Source organism: Undibacterium sp. FW305-107, assembly GCF_058788535.1.
In genome coordinates this window covers 835456-852210 of the sequence record NZ_JBYTAV010000001.1, presented here as the reverse complement: position 1 = coordinate 852210, position 16755 = coordinate 835456, and the positions used below count along the sequence as shown (strand labels likewise).

Sequence of the window (16755 nt, the reverse complement as noted above, 5' to 3'; positions counted from 1 at the left end):
GCGCGTTTCGTGCGATCAATTTTTTGGCTCTGTTTTGCGCGAACTGTGCTTAATGTAGTTCATATCAATGTGAAATCCTTTGGAGAAATATCAATGAAAAAATCACTCATCGCTCTGTCAGTTTTGGCTGCTGTTGCTGGTACAGCGCAAGCTCAATCTTCCGTAACTATCTACGGTGTAGTCGATATGGCTTTGCAACATCAAAACACTGGCGATCCTGCTGGCTCTACTCTGGGTCTGGATAGTGGTATTCAATCCGGTTCCCGTCTGGGCTTCAAAGGCTCTGAAGATCTGGGTGGCGGTCTGAAAGCAAATTTCCAATTGGAAATGGGTATCAATGCTGATACAGGTAGCTCTGCTCAAGGTGGCCGCGCATTCGGTCGTCAAGCTTACGTAGGTTTGTCTGGTGACTTCGGTGCGGTTAACTTCGGCCGTCAATACACACCAGCATTTATCGCTATCGACAGCTTCGATCCGTTCGGCACTGGTATCACTAGCGGTACAGCAGGTAGCGGCACATCCGGTCTGGGCGCTGCAGCTTACTTCGACCACGGTGGCGTTCGTATGAACAACTCCGCAACATACTCCACAGCTAACCTGGGCGGTTTCACAGGTACTCTGGCTTATGGCTTCGGTGAAGTTGCTGGTAACACAACAGCTGGCCGTTATATCGGTTTCTCCGGTGCATACTCTGCTGGTCCTCTGATGGCTGAACTGGCTTACAGCAATGCACAAAATGCTAACGGCTCTAATGCAACTAAGAGCTATTTGCTGGCTGGTACATACAACTTTGACGTTGTAACAGCACACGCTGGTTTCTCTTCTATCAAAGATGACGGCGCAGGCGCAGCTGCTCTGGATCGTCGCGTTTGGTTGCTGGGTGCAACAGTACCAGTTGGTTCTGGCAACATCATCGCCAGCTACATCCGTTCTACTAACCAAAACAGCCTGATCAAAGAAGCTAACGGTACACAATTGGCTCTGGGTTACACATACTCCCTGTCCAAGCGTACTAACCTGTACACTTCTGTATCTCGCGCAACTAACGACGCAAACATCAACCTGGGTAGCGCTGACTCTTCAGCAACATTCAAACCAGTACCTAACGGCGCAACAGTTCGTCTGGTTAACGTTGGTATCCGTCACAAGTTCTAATTTTATGCTGACTAGCTCAGTATAAAAAAGAGTTTGGCAAGACTGAAAAAGCACTCCTGTGGGAGTGCTTTTTCTTTTGAAATTAAGATGTGGGTGCTTGCATTGCGGGTTTTTGACTGCTGTAAGGCAAGCTGATTGTAATACCCAAGCAGATTTGTAAGGCATAAAAAAAGCTGACATGATGCATGTCAGCTTTTTTTATTTTTTAAAACTGTTCGCTTTTAGATGAGGATCGTTTCTAATTGCAGCGAGTTTAACTACTTTTAAGCAAAACTGACGCTCAGACCCGGTAAAGGAATACCAGAGAAGGCTGTCCCCCAGGTTTGCCCGGCTTGCACGGGATAGGCGTCAGTCCAGGTGCCGGTGGTGATGATCTCTCCTGCCTGTAAGGGCGGGAATTGCGGCTGTTTTTTCAGCAGGCCATGCAGGTACCAGATTGCATGCAAAGGGCTGTCCAGCACGTTGCTGCCATAACCTGCACTCAGCAAAGAACCATCACAAGACAGCGAGACGCTGGCATTCGCCAGCAACTCAGCCAGATGCTGGCGGCTGGCGCTCGACAAGATACGCGGCTCACCGATCAACAGGGTGCCGTGCAAACCCAGCGCTGCGATTGCGTCGGCAGCCTCAAATTTCCAGTCAGGGTAGGGGCTGACAACGATCTCTATGCCATGCGCCATCCACTCCAGGCAATCTGCCAGCTCTTCTATGCAGGCATCGGCGGCGGGTGTTCTGCCGAGCTTGAATACCACTTCCGGTTCTATGCGTGGTTGCAGTGCGCCTGTCAGGCTTTGATAGGTATGGTTGTCTTCAACGTAGCGCACTGTGCTGTCAAACAGGCTGCTCCAGATAGGCTCACGTATGGCGGCTTTTTCGCCATATTTGGTCCACAGTTTGCGATTGGTAAAACCCAGTTTGCGGCCTATGCGCACTTCGCCTTCTGCAGCACGTATGGTGTCGGATGCTTTTGCGATTTCATAAGCATCGTGAATACTTAAATCAAATTGCGAACTCAGGGGGCTCAAGTGTTGGGTACGTGCTCTTGCCTCAAGAAAGGTATAGGCATGTTGTTCGGCTAGTAAGGACATGGCATCAAGTTTGGTTAGATTGAGCACAAACCATGGGGAGATCAAGGTATTAAGAACCGCCCCATAAGTCACCGTTGTTGCCCGATCTGGGCATGGTTACGCCAAAATGTTCATAAGCGGACGGGGTTGCTATCCGGCCTCTGGGCGTGCGTTGCAAAAAACCCTGTTGTATCAGATAGGGTTCCAGTACATCTTCTATGGTGTCGCGTTCTTCACCTATGGCTGCAGCGACATTGTCCAGACCTACCGGGCCACCACCAAATTTAAAGAGGATGGCTTCCAGCAGTTTTCTGTCCATCAAATCAAAACCAACGGCATCGACATCCAGCATCTTCAATGCAGCATCAGCAATATCTTTGGTGATTTCACCATTGCCCTTGACCTCGGCATAGTCGCGTACCCGTCGCAACAGGCGATTGGCAATACGTGGTGTGCCACGTGCCCGCTTGGCAATTTCACGCGCACCATCAGCTTGTATCGGTGCGCCCAGCAGTGATGCTGAGCGGGTCACGATCTTGGTCAATTCTTCCGGCGTGTAAAACTCCAGTCGGGCGACGATACCAAAACGGTCGCGCAACGGGTTGGTCAGCATGCCGGCACGGGTAGTTGCTCCGACCAAAGTGAAAGGCTGTAAATCCAGCTTCACCGAACGGGCTGCCGGGCCTTCGCCTATCATGATATCGATCTGGTAGTCTTCAAGCGCCGGGTACAAAATCTCTTCGACTACCGGTGACAGGCGATGTATCTCATCAATGAAGAGCACATCATTGGCTTCCAGGTTAGTCAGCAGGGCTGCCAGGTCACCGGCACGCTCCAGCACCGGGCCAGAAGTCTGGCGCAGGTTAACCCCCATCTCACGCGCAATGATATGTGCCAATGTGGTTTTACCCAGGCCTGGCGGGCCAAACAGCAGGGTATGATCAAGTGCTTCACTACGCTGTCTTGCTGCCGTGATAAAAATCTCCAGCTGGCCACGTATCTTTTCCTGGCCCACATATTCATCAAGCTGCTTGGGGCGCAGGGCACGCTCTATTGCCTCTTCATTGGGCGAGCTCGGCGTGGCCGAGATAATGCGCGGCTCGCTGAAGTTGGAAGAAAGATTGTCGGTCTGTATCGTCATCGCTTAACCCTTGGACAATGCTTTCAATGCCAGCTTGATGCCGTCAGAAACGCCACTGCCTGCGGGCACGGACTTCATTGCCAGCAGAGCTTCCTTGTCAGAATAACCCAAGGCCTGCAAGGCATTCAGGATGTCGGCGCTATGGTCACCTGCTGCCAGTGCTGCAGTCGCATTACCCAGGTCAGCACCGAGCTTGCCTTTGAGTTCCAGCAGCAGGCGTTCAGCAGTTTTCTTGCCTATCCCAGGCACACGGGTCAGGCGTCCGGCTTCCTGCAGGGTGATCGCCTGTGCCAGGTCGGCTACCGACATGCCAGACAAAATGGATAAGGCAGTACGGGCACCGACACCGCTGATCTTGATCAATTGCTTGAAGGTGCTGCGCTCTTCTGCCGTGCCAAAACCAAACAGTACGTGTGCGTCTTCGCGTATCGCCAGATGCGTCAGCAAGACTATTTTTTCGCCCAGATGTGGCAGGTTATAGAAAGTGCTCATGGGTACGTCGACCTCATAGCCTACGCCCTGGCAATCGACCAGCAATTGCGGAGGATTCTTTTCTATCAGAGTACCTGCAATGCGACCTATCATGAGACTGCTTCCATACTGTATGAATAAGCAGTGATAGTAAACGATTCTGGCGCGTTTGACGAGGCAAATACGGGGAAATTATATGGATATTGCGATATTGCAATGTTGCAATGAAATGAGTTCTGCAGTTGCTAGCCTACCAGGCGTCCGCCCTTGACGCGCAAGCCCTTCTTGGCGAGTCCTGGCGCAATTGCGCCCAGCGTCGCCAGGGTATCACCACTATGCGCATGGCAAATCGCCACGCCCAGCGCATCGGCGGCATCGCTACCAGGCAAGCCGGACAAAGCCAGCAAGCGCTGTACCATGTCCTGTACCTGTTCTTTCTTGGCGCGACCATGACCAACTACGCCTTGCTTCACTTGCAAGGCCGTATATTCTGCCACTGCCAGATCTGCCGCCACCAGCGCACAAATCGCCGCACCGCGGGCTTGCCCCAGCAACAGGGTGGATTGTGGATTGACGTTGACGAAGACTTTTTCTATGGCCGCACAATCAGGCTGGTAAGTACGTACTATTTCTGAAACGCCTGACAAAATTGTCTTCAAGCGTTCTGGCAAAGTGCCATCGATGGTCTTGATCGTTCCTGAGGCGATATATGTCAGCTTGCTGCCCTGTTTATGAATGACGCCAAAACCGGTGGTGCGCAAGCCGGGGTCTATGCCTAGGATTTTCATGGATTGTTTTGTTGGTAACGGTGTCTGGTGCTAGTTTGCTGATGTTGCTGAGCAGCTCTTGCTGGTGAGTATAGCGTATCAGTGTGGGCTTTTATTTGTTGCTATGTGAGTGGGCGATTACTTTTTATTGTTATTTGTGATTGATACGTGTCGCATGCGACTTGCCGCACATTTGCGGATGGCATTAGTGAACAACCAACGCACTAGGCTCTAGCCTGCACTGGAGCGACGTTAAGATTGGTTATGGCACGTCAGCGGTAAGGAGCTTGGCGAGATTCAGATAATATCCAAATACAAATCCCGTCAGTAAGGATTGGTTTCTTCAATTAACCTGATCTTCCATCCACACTTCCAGGCCTTGATCTGTTTTTCACGCTTAATCGCAGAAAGAATAGAGTCAGTCTGTTCAAACCAGACCAGTTGATGAATCCTATATTCGACAGTAAAACTGTCGACGAAGTCATTCTTATGCTGATAAACACGTGCAATCAAATCGCTGGTGACACCAACATATAAAGTGCCATTTCGAGCACTGGCCAATATATAGACGTAAGCCATAAAAAAAGAGAATACAGAATGAAAACGGCCCTGAATAATCAGGGCCGCACATACATCATTTAATACTTCAACACCACATCAATGACGGAAATGACGTGTACCCGTGTAGACCATCACCACACCACGTTCATCCGCAGCATCAATCACTTCCTGGTCACGCATGGAACCACCCGGGTGGATCACGCAGGTAGCACCTGCATCCACCACCACATCGAGGCCATCGCGGAAGGGGAAGAAAGCGTCAGACGCTACTGCAGAACCAGTCAAGGTCAAACCAGCATTCTGTGCCTTGATCGAGGCGATGCGGGCAGAGTCTATGCGGCTCATCTGGCCTGCGCCTACACCCAGCGTCATGCCGTTGCCGCAGAAGACGATAGCGTTTGATTTCACATACTTGGCCACGCGCCAGGCGAACATCATGTCAGCCATTTGTTGTGGAGTTGGCTGCAATTTTGAGACGACACGCAGCTCTTCCTGCAAGACGTTTTTGGCGTCAGGTGCCTGTACCAGCAAGCCACCACCAACACGTTTCATATCGTATTGATTGAAACCGTCACCCAGAGAAATTTCCAGCAGGCGCACGTTTTGTTTCGCTGCAAAAATCTGTTTCGCTTCGGCAGTGAAAGATGGCGCGATCAATACTTCAACGAATTGCTTGGCGACGATTTCAGCAGCCTTGCCATCAAGTTCGCGATTGAAGGCGATGATGCCGCCAAACGCAGAAGTCGGGTCAGTCTGCAAAGCCTTGCTGTAAGATTCAAACGGTGTCGCACCCAGGGCTACGCCGCAAGGATTGGCATGCTTGACGATGACGCAGGCAGATTCAGCGAAAGACTTCACGCATTCCCATGCTGCATCAGCATCAGCTATATTGTTGTAAGACAGTTCCTTACCTTGCAATTGCTTGTAGTTGGCCAGCGAGCCTTCGAGGGACTTCAGGTCGCGATAGAAGGCCGCTGACTGGTGCGGGTTTTCACCGTAACGCATTTCCTGCACTTTTTCAAAATGCAGGTTCAGGGTTTGCGGATAGGCGCTGCGTGTGGTGTGTGCCTTGTCTTCACCCAGGCTGGTCAGGTAGTTGGTGATGGCACCATCGTATTGTGCTGTATGGGCAAATACTTTTTTCGCCAGCGTGAACTTGGTGTCATAGCTGACGACGTTTTGATTCGCCTTCATCTCTGCCAATACGACAGCATAATCAGCCGGGTCAACAATGACGGTCACGTCTTTATGGTTCTTGGCAGAAGAACGCAACATGGTCGGGCCGCCGATGTCGATATTTTCTATCGCATCTTCGAGTGAGCATTCACCTTTGGCGACAGTTTGCTGGAACGGGTACAGGTTGACCACCACCATGTCTATGGTAGGGATGCCATGCTGTTCCAGTGCTGCCACATGTTCAGGGAAATCACGGCGTGCCAAAATACCGCCATGCACTTTAGGGTGCAGGGTCTTGACACGGCCATCGAGCATCTCAGGGAAGCCGGTGTAGTCAGCTACTTCGGTAACAGGCAGGCCATTGTCAGCCAGCAGTTTGGCTGTGCCACCCGTGGACAAGAGCTTGACACCGAGCGCAGACAATTCACGTGCAAATTCGAGCACACCGGTCTTGTCGGAGACGGAAATGAGGGCTTGTTTGATCATGATTTTTGATTTGAGTAAGGAAATCGGTGTCAAGCCTCGCGGATGGATTAAAGCAAACCGTGCTGCTGCAATTTCTTGCGCAAGGTATTCCGGTTAATGCCCAACATATCGGCGGCTTGTGACTGGTTGCTCGATGCGCGCGTCATGACCATTTCCAGCATAGGTTTTTCAACGGCTAACACGACCATGTCGTAAATATTGGATGCGGGTTGCTCGCCCAGGTCACGGAAATACTTTTCCAGGTTCTTGTGGACGGCGTCTTGAATGCTATCTTTGCTCATGCTGTTTTTATCACTGTTCGGTTATGCCAGGCGGCGGGTAGTCCATGCTTCATGGACGGCAAGACAAATTGGTTTTTGTGAAATTGCTTTGTCTTATGCTGCCAGTTTTTCTTCAAAGGGGCGGTATTGTAACCGCTCCCCAGCCATGTGATCAAAAAAACTGCTGACGGCGGCAAGTTGTTCATCACAATCCGTCAGTAAGTTCATTTGTTGCCGGAAATCTTCACCACCTACCAGGTCTTGCACATACCAGCCTATATGTTTGCGTGCCGTTCGTACGCCAAGGTAGTCACCATAGAAGGCATAGTGCGCTTTCAAATGGGCATCCATGAGTTCACGAACTTCAGAAATCAGTGGGGCAGGTAAGTGCTCTCCGGTATCGAGGAAATGGGCGATCTCGCGAAAGATCCACGGTCGGCCTTGCGCCGCCCGGCCTATCATGATGGCGTCAGCACCAGTGGCCTCTAATACATATCTGGCTTTTTCCGGTGTCGTGATGTCGCCATTGGCAACTACGGGGATATTGACTGCAGCCTTGACGGCAGCAATGGTGTCATATTCGGCATCACCCTTATAGCCATCGGCACGGGTGCGTCCATGCAGGGTCAGCATTTGTATGCCAGCCGCTTCTGCCATACGGGCAATGTTCAGGGCATTTTTATTGGCCCTGTCCCAGCCGGTACGAAACTTGAGTGTGACAGGCACATCGACTGCGCCAACCACCGCATCCAGTATCTGCCCGACCAGGCTTTCATGCTGCAACAAGGCAGAGCCACACCAGGCATTGCAGACCTTTTTAACCGGGCAACCCATGTTGATATCGATGATTTGTGCACCTTTATCAACATTATGCCGGGCGCAATCGGCCAGCATCTGTGGATCAGCACCGGCAATCTGCACGGCCTTGGGTTCCATTTCGCCTGCATGGTTGGTACGGCGCGTGGATTTTTCTGTTTCCCAGAGTTTGGGATTGGATGCCGCCATTTCAGACACGGCATAGCCCGCACCCAGTTCCTTGCACAACTGACGGAAAGGTCTGTCAGTCACACCAGCCATGGGAGCGACAAAAATATTATTACGCAGCACGTAAGAGCCGATTTGCACGATCAGGGAAGGGGGAAATTCGAAGAAGCGCTATTCTACCTGAATCCTGCCTAAATATTCGGCAAAATCGTTACCACTCGTAAGGAATATTTTTATCTATATCACATGCTCAAGCGATAGTATAAATCTGGCTAAATTGTCAGTCTTTTAGACTTGCATTTCTAAATTACTGTAGTAAGTGGGATACCAACCAACACTAGTCAGCATGTGTGTATACTCTGATTGCAATTTGTTATATTGACTCTGGACAAAGTGCATTCCCGTGGCCCCGATACCTAACTCGCCGCCAGGGGAATACATTTTTTATATTAAGGGAGTCGTCGTGAACACGCAAAACAAGGAGGCAGTACATAGAATTACCATCGTTGGCGGTGGTGCAGGCGGGCTGGAACTGGCAGTTCGTCTGGGCAAGAAATTAGGAAAACGCGGCAAGGCCGTCATTACGCTGGTCGATGCCAGCCGCACTCATTTGTGGAAACCTTTATTGCATCAGGTTGCCGCAGGCACCCTCGACAGCCATGCCGACGAGCGCGAATACTTTGCCCTGGCCAGATCAAATCATTTTGATTTCCGTTTGGGACGCATGGATGGTTTGTCGCGTGACAAGAAAGAAATCTACCTCGCTCCTACTCTTGATGAAAATGGCATAGAGCTGCTGCCACGCCAGGCCATCACTTATGACAGCCTGGTCATCGCTCTGGGCAGCCAGACCAATGACTTTGGTACGCCTGGAGCGCGTGAGAACAGCATCATGCTGGATTCACTGGCGGCGGCAGAACGCTTCCATCAAAAACTCATCAATTGCTGCCTGCGTGCGCAAACCCAGGCCCAGGCTGTGGGCGAAGGGCGCTTTACCGTCACCATCATAGGCGGTGGTGCTACCGGGGTAGAACTGGCGGCAGAATTGCACATGACCACCAAAATTCTGTCCAGTTATGGCTTGCTCAACTTCCATCCAGAAAAAGATTTAAAGATCGTCATCGTCGATGCTGCGCCGCGTCTGCTGCAAATGTTACCTGAGCGTCTGTCAGAATCCGTCGCCCGTGAATTGCGCAGCATTGCCATTGAAGTGCACACCAATGAAAAAGTCGTTGAAGTTTCCAAGGCTGGCGTGCAAATGGCCAGTGGCAAATTCATTCCCAGCGGTATAGTCGTATGGGCAGCTGGTATCAAGGCCCCTGAGTTTTTGAAAGACCTTGACGGCCTGGAGTGCAATCGTATCAACCAACTGGTCGTCAACCGCAATTTGCAAACCACACGGGACCCATCGATTTTTGCCCTGGGTGATTGCTGTGCCTGCCCGCAAGGCGAGGGCTTGCCCAATGTACCGCCGCGCGCCCAGTCTGCACACCAGCAAGCCAGCACGCTGGCCAAGTCGCTGGTACGTCAGTTGCAAGGCAAGTCATTGCTGGAATTTACTTACAAGGACCATGGCTCGTTGGTGTCGCTGGGTAATTACAGCACCGTCGGCAGCCTCATGGGTGCCATCGCCAGCGGTTCGGTCTTCATAGAAGGGACATTGGCAAAATGGATGTACTGGTCTTTGCACAAACATCATCAGGTGGCGGTGAATGGCCTGTTCCATACCTGGTTGTCCACCTGGGCAGAGACCATAGACAGGGTGCGTAATCCGCGTATCAAGCTGCATTGAGCTGGTGTGGATTGGCGAATACTCAATCCACACTGAATTCACTTAGCGCCCATTCTTCATCTGCCGCATGAACACGGTGCTATCCGGCCTGAAGAATGCGGCATTGATCCTGGCTGCCAGTTTATCAAAAGCACGTTCTGCCATCACCGCGTAAACCTGGCCTTCAGGTGCACGGCGTACTGCATCGCTGCTGGATGTCTTGTACTCGACATTGAAAGAATCCGGTGGTTCTACTTCCAGGTCAAATTTCCAGCGATCTCTGGCACCGGGCACAACAATGGCAGCCTTGAACCGCATGACCAGGCCGACAAAGGCATCATCCTGTTTTTCCGAACTATATACTTTGCCGGAGGGTTCTATCTGATAGGCAATCTGCAATTTGGGAACATTGTCACCGGCAGCCGCATTGGTATTGAAGGCCAGCACATCGTTCGGGAAGATGGAGCTGAACGCACTGCGTATGCCCGTGGTAATCCGCGCCTCCCTGGTGGCCGCGCTATCATCGGCAAAGTACTTGGCTGCCGGTATGATCTTCATGCCGCGCAACTTGTTTTCCCTGAGTTTAAGAAAAGCATCAAGCTGGCTTAACTCACTCGCTGTCGGACGGTCAAAACTGATAGCCACATTGGGGTTGTCATGCTCTTCGGCATGCTTTAACAATTGCTCCATTGACTTGATCAGACCCATGTCTGAATTGACAGCCTGCCCCCTGAATTTCTGCAGCGCACTGTCATATAGCAAGTGAATTTCTTCAGCTACATCAGGCAAGATATCTGATTGGGGAAAGCGCGTTTTCAGACCACGCAGCATAGAGACAGAATTTTTTTTCTGCACTTCGTTAAACACTACACGTGGCAACTCGGCCTGCATTTCTGCTACTCTGAATTTGCCGTGGGTGATATAACCCTGATAGGCCACTTCAGTTTTCATGTGCTTCGCATTCAGATACATCTTCTTATCTGCTGCCACATTCCTGCCATACCAGAACAGGGCCGCAATGACGATCGCCAGCATCAGCAAAGGCAGCTTGATTAACTGCAGCAAGTTAAGAACTTGCTTGCTTAGTTTGGAATGATCAAGAGCGTTTTTCCACTTGTTTCTGCGCACATCAAGAAAAGGGTCAAAGCCATACAGGCTGGATATATCACGGTTATGAAAAGCGGCGCGTGCCTTGGTCTGATAGTGATTGAATTTTTCCAATGCAATTTCGGCCTGGTTCAGGTTCGTGATGACCAGGTCCTTGCGGGAACCATCATTAAAGTTGAAGGAGAAAACCGTTTTGTTATAACGGCCATTGCTTTCATGATGGGTGGCGTTGAGCTTGCGTAATTGTGCAAGATCGTGCACGGCAATTTTATTATTACGTATATCAACCAGCGCCAGTGGAAACAGATAGCGACCGGGAGGAAAGCGAAACTTTGCGCTTAATTGCAGGCGTTGCCACATCGCGTGACCCGCATATACGACACCAAAAAACAATATTGCATACCAGGTGATCAAACCCGTGTTACCCCAGGCAATATCTTTCACCGGGTCGCCAAAGTCAGTTGATGCCGCCAGATAGATCAGAAAAGCGCACACTGCCAATATCAATCCATGCAGCAAGTACCAACGCAGATTGGACATGACTTGTGCATGTACCAGGTAATCAGGACTCCTGACCGATCTGGCCAGGTGCTTTTTGACGTTACGGGGTAGTGCATCATAATCGAATTGATAGAAGACTCGCACCAGGACTTTCCTTAAACTTAAAATGGCAGATCAGCCAGAAGGGCGCATATATCCATCACATATACTCACCGCATTTAATCACCGCATTTAATCACTTAAACTGCGCCTTTGGAAATGAAATACAAAGTTGGCAGTATCGTCATTTCCCATGCTATGGTCAAATCACTTGTCTCTTTCTGGTGTTCATGCATAAAAACTATTTTTATCACGCCCATTCATCAGAAATTTCCCGCCATTTATCGGCAATGAAGAGGCGGTAATCGCAAACTGAAGGAAGTCAAACTTGTTCATCCGTATATTGCACATCATCAACAACCCTTATGGAGTAACGATGATGAAACACTGGAAAATCTTAATCGCAGCACCCCTGGTCGCCTTTGCCGTCAACTTTTCTTATGCAGGCGCAGTCAAGACTGGCATCCCAAAAGGCTGGGTAGGAAGTGGGGCGATTGCCACCCATTATGAAACTGGCCTGGATGAGTCACAAGGAACAGCTGCACAGCCAGCTTTTTTTATTACCGCAAAAGATGCCGGCAAGAATGATTTTGCTGCCATTACACAAGTAGTGGATGCCAGCGCCTATCGTGGAAAATTGATGAGCTTGACTGCATCAGCCCTGCATATTGGCGATCTTGGTGGTTATGAGTTCTGGATACGTACTACCGATGAAAAAGGCAATGTCTCCATTACCTCTGCTTGGGCACGCAAGAGCGATACCTGGGAAACAGTGCGCGTCAAACTCATGGTGGCAACCACTGCACAAAAACTGGAGCTGGGCGTGGGTATCAGGGAGAAGGGAAAATTGCTGGTGAAAGAACTCAGTTTCACCGAAGCGCAGGCGAGCAAACCTGGCCCTGAGACCAAGCCCATCGCCAACAAAATTACCATGGGGCCAGCAAGCGGCACTATACAAAACCTGAATTTCTCTGAATAGACAAAAATAGATGCACACAGAAATTGCGATACTTCATCAGGAAAAAGAGAGTACCGGTACTGTCACGACATGGCCATTATTACCCATGTTGGCAGTGCTGGGTTTGCTGGCATATGCAGGTTTGAGCGGCGCCCGCTCAGCCTGGCTGGCCGATAGTCTGGCGATCTTGCTGGCCTATACCCTGGCGCAAACAGGCTTATGTCTGTCGCAAAAAACTGAGTGGTTCAAATATGCCAGCCAGCGTTGGGCAATCTTGGTCTTGTCCATGTCGCTGGCAATGTTTGCAGGTCTTAAGGCAGAAGCCGCATTCTGGCCAGCGATGACCACTGCTCATGCCAACTGGTTGTTGCCTGCCGTTATCCTGGCATTTATCTTTGCCACAGTCTTACCCGCAGCCATAGACCTGGAGATCAGGCATCGCACCCAGGCCAGCCTGGCTGCAGAAGCCAGCAAGCACAAAATGGAAAGGCAAATGCTGGAAGCCAGGCTGGCCGCACTGCAGGGGCAGATAGAACCGCATTTTTTGTTTAACACCCTGGCCAATACCCGCGCCCTGATACATCAGGATGCCGCAATGGCTAAGCAGATGCTGAACCATCTCATTGCCTATCTGCGGGCCGCCATGCCCGACATGCGCCAGAGTACCACTACGCTGGGGCAGGAGATGGACAGGGCCGCTGCCTATCTGCAAATCTTCCAGATACGCCTGGGCGCACGTTTCCAGTTTTCTGTGCAAGCCACCGATGAAGCCAGGACTTGCCTGATTCCGCCACTGGCCGTTATGAGCCTGGTGGAAAACGCCATCAAGCATGGCATAGAGCCCCAACCCGGAGAGGTGCATATAGACATCAGCGCCAGTAGCGCAGCAGGTCAATTGCAAATTACTGTCAGCGACAATGGCCGTGGTTTTCAGGATGAACTGGGCAGCGGTGTCGGCTTGTTGAATGTACAGGAAAGATTGTTGGCTTTGTTTGGTGAACAGGCAGAGTTGCAATTGCAACCAGGTGATGCTGGTGGTGTGCGCGCCACCATATCGTTACCAGCCAGAACAGGTGAATTGGCATGAGCATGATCAATCACAAACCCAAAGTACTGATCGCCGAAGATGAAGCAATCCTGCGCCAGGAGCTGCAAAATGCATTGACACAGCTATGGCCGGAACTGGACATTATCGCCAGTGTTGATGACGGTATCAAAGCCGCACAAGCCATAGCGGACCTGAGCCCCGATATCGCTTTTCTGGATGTGCGCATGCCCGGCCTGAGCGGCATAGACGTGGCACGCCTGGCGCAGCATCCATGCCATATCGTTTTCCTGACAGCCCATAATGATTATGCCGTCGATGCTTTCGACCAGGGTGCGGTTGATTACCTGCTCAAGCCTCTCGATATGGGGCGGCTGGCATTGGCTGCGCAAAGACTCAGACAGCGCCTGTCACAACGACCGGCTGACCTGTCTGCCCTGCAAGTCAAAAAGCCGCAAGAACCATTGCGCTGGATACAGGCGTCCATCGGCAACCAGATACGCTTCATCAATGTCGGTGATGTACTCTGCTTTCGCGCAGATTCCAAATACACCAAGGTCATCACCGCCAAACTCGAAGCCTATATCCGCACCACCATCAAAGACCTGGTTGCGCAACTGGATGCGGATAAATTCTGGCAGATATCACGCAGTAATATTGTCAATGTGGCGGCGATAGATGCGGTGCAAAGAAGTGATGGCGGTTTGGCTTTGCGTTTGCAGAAAGAGGATGAATGGCTAACGGTGTCACAAGCCTATCAATATCAGTTCAGACAGATGTGACACCGGATTTAGTGCAAACTCAAATATAAGCAAACTTTCTCTCATAATCGACGCCGCAGTTAAACGGAAATTCTGCATGTTGCCAGAAATGGAAGTGCGCGTTTGCTGATGAATATTCAGCCAGTGCGGCACTCAGGGTGTTGACAGCGCCTGGCGGGATAGCATGGTCTGGTCTTAGTTGCACAGCGACGCGGGCCTGACCATTGAGCAGGGACATGCGGAAATTGCCAGTGATAGCGGCAGCGATGCGCTTGTCGGCATACAGTGCTTCCTTGACTGCTTCGGGATAGAGCCGCCCATCATCGCCAGCCAGGAACTTGCCGCGACCGGATACTGCGATGAAGGGCAGTTTCAGATCAGGCGTCAGACCTATGTCATGTTCGCGCAAGATAGCGACGACTTTTTCATAGTCATACACTGCGCCGCAATCGCCGGAACGATAGCGCAGCAGGGGTATCTTCATTTCTTCACTGAGCATGGAGACTACCAGTTCTTGCTGGTGGTCATCTCTGTCCAGGGTTTCTACATAACAGCGATTCGGATAGTAGATGAAGAACATCGGGCAGCAGCGTGCCTCTTCACCAAACAGGGCGCGGCGTAAGGCCGGGTTGCGGTGGGCCAGGCGGCGTATGCGTATGCTTTCACGGGTTTCATGGAAAAGATTCAAGTCCAGCTCGGCCACGCCCATGGATGAACCTATGAGTTTGCCATTGGGATTATCGAAATCGGTCAGGCCTATGAGTTCCGCAATATAGCTGCGGTAGTTTTCTGCAATGCCTTCTTCGCCGGTGACAATTTGCAATTGTATGGAGGGCCAGTCTATGCCGTGCAGCTCATATCCATCTTCAATAATTTTCTTGATGAAAGAGGCTTCACCAACCAGAATGACTTGCTCAAACTCTGCTGCAAATTTCTTGATGACGGCAAACACCATGTCTTCGCGCACACTGGTCTCAGCCAGGAAGGTGGAGTCGGTATGCACCTTGACGCCCATGGGCAGGCAATTGATCAGCAGGGTGGATTTTTCGTCGGTATGAAACAGGTATTGCAAACCGAGATCAGTTGATTTGGCCGAGCGTTGCAGATTATCTCTGGTATTGACGCCGAAAGAGAACACGCCAGAATGACCCGAGCTGGTCAGCAAACTGCGCACGCCATCCAGGCTACCATTTATGCATAAATCGGCGATATCGTGCTTGCCAAAGGTATTGTGTTTGTCCAGCACAGGGGTATGTTCACGGAAAGCGGCGATGGATGAAATTGCTGCTACATCGACACCCTGCTCACTTAACATGCGGCGGTAAAAGGGTGCTGTTTCGGCGGCGCGCGCAAATGCCTGCAGCGTTGCCTGTTCACTTAACTCACGCAGTATTTGCGGCGGTGTTTCACGCAAGAGACGTATGGTTTCCTGGCGTTCCAGACGATCAGCAGGGCTGGCATAAGGTTTAATTGATTTCATAGATATTCGATGAGGTATGTATTGAGGTATGAGTGGGGGCCGCATAAAGCTTGGGAGAGGCTTGTAGTACTCCATGAGTAAAGTCTTCAAACATGCCGGGCATTAGCCTGGCGAAATTTTGTTCGCATTCGCTGAGGCGTAGCAAGAAAGGCTGGACTTTTCCGTAGTAGTCGACGACCGGGCCTATCGCCTTGAAGGGCAATTGAAAACGGATCAGCATGCGCGCAAGGCTGCTTTCCATGGCGGCCAGAAAATACTGTATGCCCTGCAATTTTGCTTCGCGATAAATCACCTTGTACAAGCCGATTGCCAGTTCGGATTGCCAGCGTCTTTCATCTGCAGATTGCAGCTTGGATGGTAGCGTGACTTGCGATAAGAAATTGTCGCCTGCACTAATGGCAAGACGATCATGACCGCGCGTTACTGCCAGACGTGACACTTCTGCAGTGTGCAGTGGTATAGCGATATCGAGATCACACTTTTCTTGCAGAGGGTAATGCCGGTTTCGCGCACCGACCAGGCGCACGGTTCCTGCCATATGTCCGTCTTCACCCAAGGCTGCAAAGTGCAGTGCATCATCGTCATAAAAATCTGTTTCCATGCCGCAGGGATAAGCCGCCGCCTGCAAGAAACCACGCTCTTTGCAATACACCTGATAGCGCAGCCTGTAGCTCTCTGCCAGCAGGGCCGGGCAATTGATACGCCCGAATCGAAATTGCGAACGTTGAAATTCTTCTTCCATTTTTGACTCCCGACATTCAGCTAAACAGTAAAGCTGGAGGCATCACTATATGGTTGCCGTCGGGTAATTACTTGTCAAAACAGATAACTGGTTATTAATTTCGGATCAACGGTTTTTTGAAAAATTGTGTAACAGACAAGCGGTAGGAAAATGCGGACGAGAGGTTTTACTGCAATATTTAATCGGTATCAGGTAATGAATAAAACGAGACACAATGAGCGAA

16 protein-coding genes are annotated in these 16755 nt (G+C 50.9%); 5 read left to right on the top strand and 11 right to left on the bottom strand.

The features are described from left to right. Positions 1–93 precede the first annotated feature (93 nt). The gene (locus AC3WQT_RS03950; RefSeq protein WP_492702459.1) at positions 94–1155 is read left to right on the top strand and encodes a porin; all 1062 of its coding nucleotides are present in this window, start codon (positions 94–96) and stop codon (positions 1153–1155) included. Between the two features lie 263 nt (positions 1156–1418). Here the strand turns inward: AC3WQT_RS03950 and AC3WQT_RS03945 are convergent, their stop codons facing one another. The 8 genes from AC3WQT_RS03945 to dusB form a co-directional block, all read right to left on the bottom strand. Then, a complete protein-coding gene (locus AC3WQT_RS03945; protein WP_492702457.1) occupies positions 1419–2243 on the bottom strand; it encodes a 2-keto-4-pentenoate hydratase in 825 nt (274 codons plus the stop codon). Between the two features lie 49 nt (positions 2244–2292). Then, on the bottom strand, positions 2293–3363 hold the full coding sequence (gene ruvB / locus AC3WQT_RS03940; RefSeq protein WP_492702455.1) for a Holliday junction branch migration DNA helicase RuvB: 1071 nt from the start codon (positions 3361–3363) through the stop codon (positions 2293–2295). Between the two features lie 3 nt (positions 3364–3366). Next, positions 3367–3948: a Holliday junction branch migration protein RuvA gene (gene ruvA / locus AC3WQT_RS03935; RefSeq protein WP_492702453.1), complete on the bottom strand. Its 582-nt coding sequence runs from the start codon at positions 3946–3948 to the stop codon at positions 3367–3369. Between the two features lie 131 nt (positions 3949–4079). Beyond that, entirely contained in the window at positions 4080–4622 is a 543-nt protein-coding gene (gene ruvC / locus AC3WQT_RS03930) for a crossover junction endodeoxyribonuclease RuvC (RefSeq protein ID WP_423008970.1), read from the bottom strand. Positions 4623–4925: 303 nt separating this feature from the next. Next, entirely contained in the window at positions 4926–5180 is a 255-nt protein-coding gene (locus AC3WQT_RS03925; RefSeq protein ID WP_492702451.1) for a GIY-YIG nuclease family protein, read from the bottom strand. A 78-nt stretch (positions 5181–5258) separates the two neighbouring features. Continuing rightward, complete coding sequence (gene purH / locus AC3WQT_RS03920; protein ID WP_110258222.1) at positions 5259–6824, bottom strand: bifunctional phosphoribosylaminoimidazolecarboxamide formyltransferase/IMP cyclohydrolase; 1566 nt, start codon at positions 6822–6824, stop codon at positions 5259–5261. A 47-nt stretch (positions 6825–6871) separates the two neighbouring features. Beyond that, complete coding sequence (locus AC3WQT_RS03915) at positions 6872–7105, bottom strand: helix-turn-helix domain-containing protein (RefSeq protein ID WP_110258221.1); 234 nt, start codon at positions 7103–7105, stop codon at positions 6872–6874. 93 nt (positions 7106–7198) lie between these two features. Then, entirely contained in the window at positions 7199–8209 is a 1011-nt protein-coding gene (gene dusB / locus AC3WQT_RS03910) for a tRNA dihydrouridine synthase DusB (protein ID WP_492702449.1), read from the bottom strand. A gap of 322 nt (positions 8210–8531) precedes the next feature. Here dusB and AC3WQT_RS03905 point away from each other — a divergent pair, with 322 nt between their 5' ends. Further along, positions 8532–9860 carry an NAD(P)/FAD-dependent oxidoreductase gene (locus AC3WQT_RS03905; protein ID WP_492702447.1) on the top strand — a complete coding sequence of 443 codons (1329 nt, stop codon included), beginning with the start codon at positions 8532–8534 and terminating at the stop codon, positions 9858–9860. A gap of 42 nt (positions 9861–9902) precedes the next feature. Here AC3WQT_RS03905 and AC3WQT_RS03900 read toward each other — a convergent pair whose 3' ends face one another. Then, positions 9903–11591, bottom strand: coding sequence for a hypothetical protein (locus AC3WQT_RS03900; protein ID WP_492702445.1), 1689 nt, complete (start codon positions 11589–11591; stop codon positions 9903–9905). Between the two features lie 283 nt (positions 11592–11874). Between AC3WQT_RS03900 and AC3WQT_RS03895 the strand changes: the two genes are divergently transcribed. Genes AC3WQT_RS03895 through AC3WQT_RS03885 form a run of 3 tightly spaced genes read left to right on the top strand, consistent with a single transcriptional unit; the run spans position 11875 to position 14331 of the window. Then, positions 11875–12525, top strand: coding sequence for a hypothetical protein (locus tag AC3WQT_RS03895; RefSeq protein WP_492702443.1), 651 nt, complete (start codon positions 11875–11877; stop codon positions 12523–12525). A gap of 10 nt (positions 12526–12535) precedes the next feature. Continuing rightward, entirely contained in the window at positions 12536–13591 is a 1056-nt protein-coding gene (locus AC3WQT_RS03890) for a sensor histidine kinase (protein ID WP_492702441.1), read from the top strand. Further along, positions 13588–14331, top strand: a complete 744-nt coding sequence (locus tag AC3WQT_RS03885; RefSeq protein WP_492702439.1) for a LytR/AlgR family response regulator transcription factor — start codon at positions 13588–13590, stop codon at positions 14329–14331. Before AC3WQT_RS03890 ends, AC3WQT_RS03885 begins: the two co-directional genes overlap by 4 nt. Positions 14332–14350: 19 nt before the next feature. Here AC3WQT_RS03885 and AC3WQT_RS03880 read toward each other — a convergent pair whose 3' ends face one another. Beyond that, the gene (locus AC3WQT_RS03880) at positions 14351–15790 is read right to left on the bottom strand and encodes a phenylacetate--CoA ligase family protein (RefSeq protein WP_492702437.1); all 1440 of its coding nucleotides are present in this window, start codon (positions 15788–15790) and stop codon (positions 14351–14353) included. Then, a complete protein-coding gene (locus AC3WQT_RS03875; protein WP_492702435.1) occupies positions 15777–16532 on the bottom strand; it encodes a PEP-CTERM/exosortase system-associated acyltransferase in 756 nt (251 codons plus the stop codon). Before AC3WQT_RS03875 ends, AC3WQT_RS03880 begins: the two co-directional genes overlap by 14 nt. Positions 16533–16755: the final 223 nt, after the last annotated feature.

Coding starts and splice junctions, on each gene's coding strand:
- AC3WQT_RS03950 (WP_492702459.1), top strand. CDS start 94: ATGAAAAAATCACTCATCGCTCTGTCAGTTTTGGCTGCTGTTGCTGGT.
- AC3WQT_RS03945 (WP_492702457.1), bottom strand. CDS start 2,243: ATGTCCTTACTAGCCGAACAACATGCCTATACCTTTCTTGAGGCAAGA.
- ruvB (WP_492702455.1), bottom strand. CDS start 3,363: ATGACGATACAGACCGACAATCTTTCTTCCAACTTCAGCGAGCCGCGC.
- ruvA (WP_492702453.1), bottom strand. CDS start 3,948: ATGATAGGTCGCATTGCAGGTACTCTGATAGAAAAGAATCCTCCGCAA.
- ruvC (WP_423008970.1), bottom strand. CDS start 4,622: ATGAAAATCCTAGGCATAGACCCCGGCTTGCGCACCACCGGTTTTGGC.
- AC3WQT_RS03925 (WP_492702451.1), bottom strand. CDS start 5,180: ATGGCTTACGTCTATATATTGGCCAGTGCTCGAAATGGCACTTTATAT.
- purH (WP_110258222.1), bottom strand. CDS start 6,824: ATGATCAAACAAGCCCTCATTTCCGTCTCCGACAAGACCGGTGTGCTC.
- AC3WQT_RS03915 (WP_110258221.1), bottom strand. CDS start 7,105: ATGAGCAAAGATAGCATTCAAGACGCCGTCCACAAGAACCTGGAAAAG.
- AC3WQT_RS03890 (WP_492702441.1), top strand. CDS start 12,536: ATGCACACAGAAATTGCGATACTTCATCAGGAAAAAGAGAGTACCGGT.
- AC3WQT_RS03885 (WP_492702439.1), top strand. CDS start 13,588: ATGAGCATGATCAATCACAAACCCAAAGTACTGATCGCCGAAGATGAA.
- AC3WQT_RS03880 (WP_492702437.1), bottom strand. CDS start 15,790: ATGAAATCAATTAAACCTTATGCCAGCCCTGCTGATCGTCTGGAACGC.
- AC3WQT_RS03875 (WP_492702435.1), bottom strand. CDS start 16,532: ATGGAAGAAGAATTTCAACGTTCGCAATTTCGATTCGGGCGTATCAAT.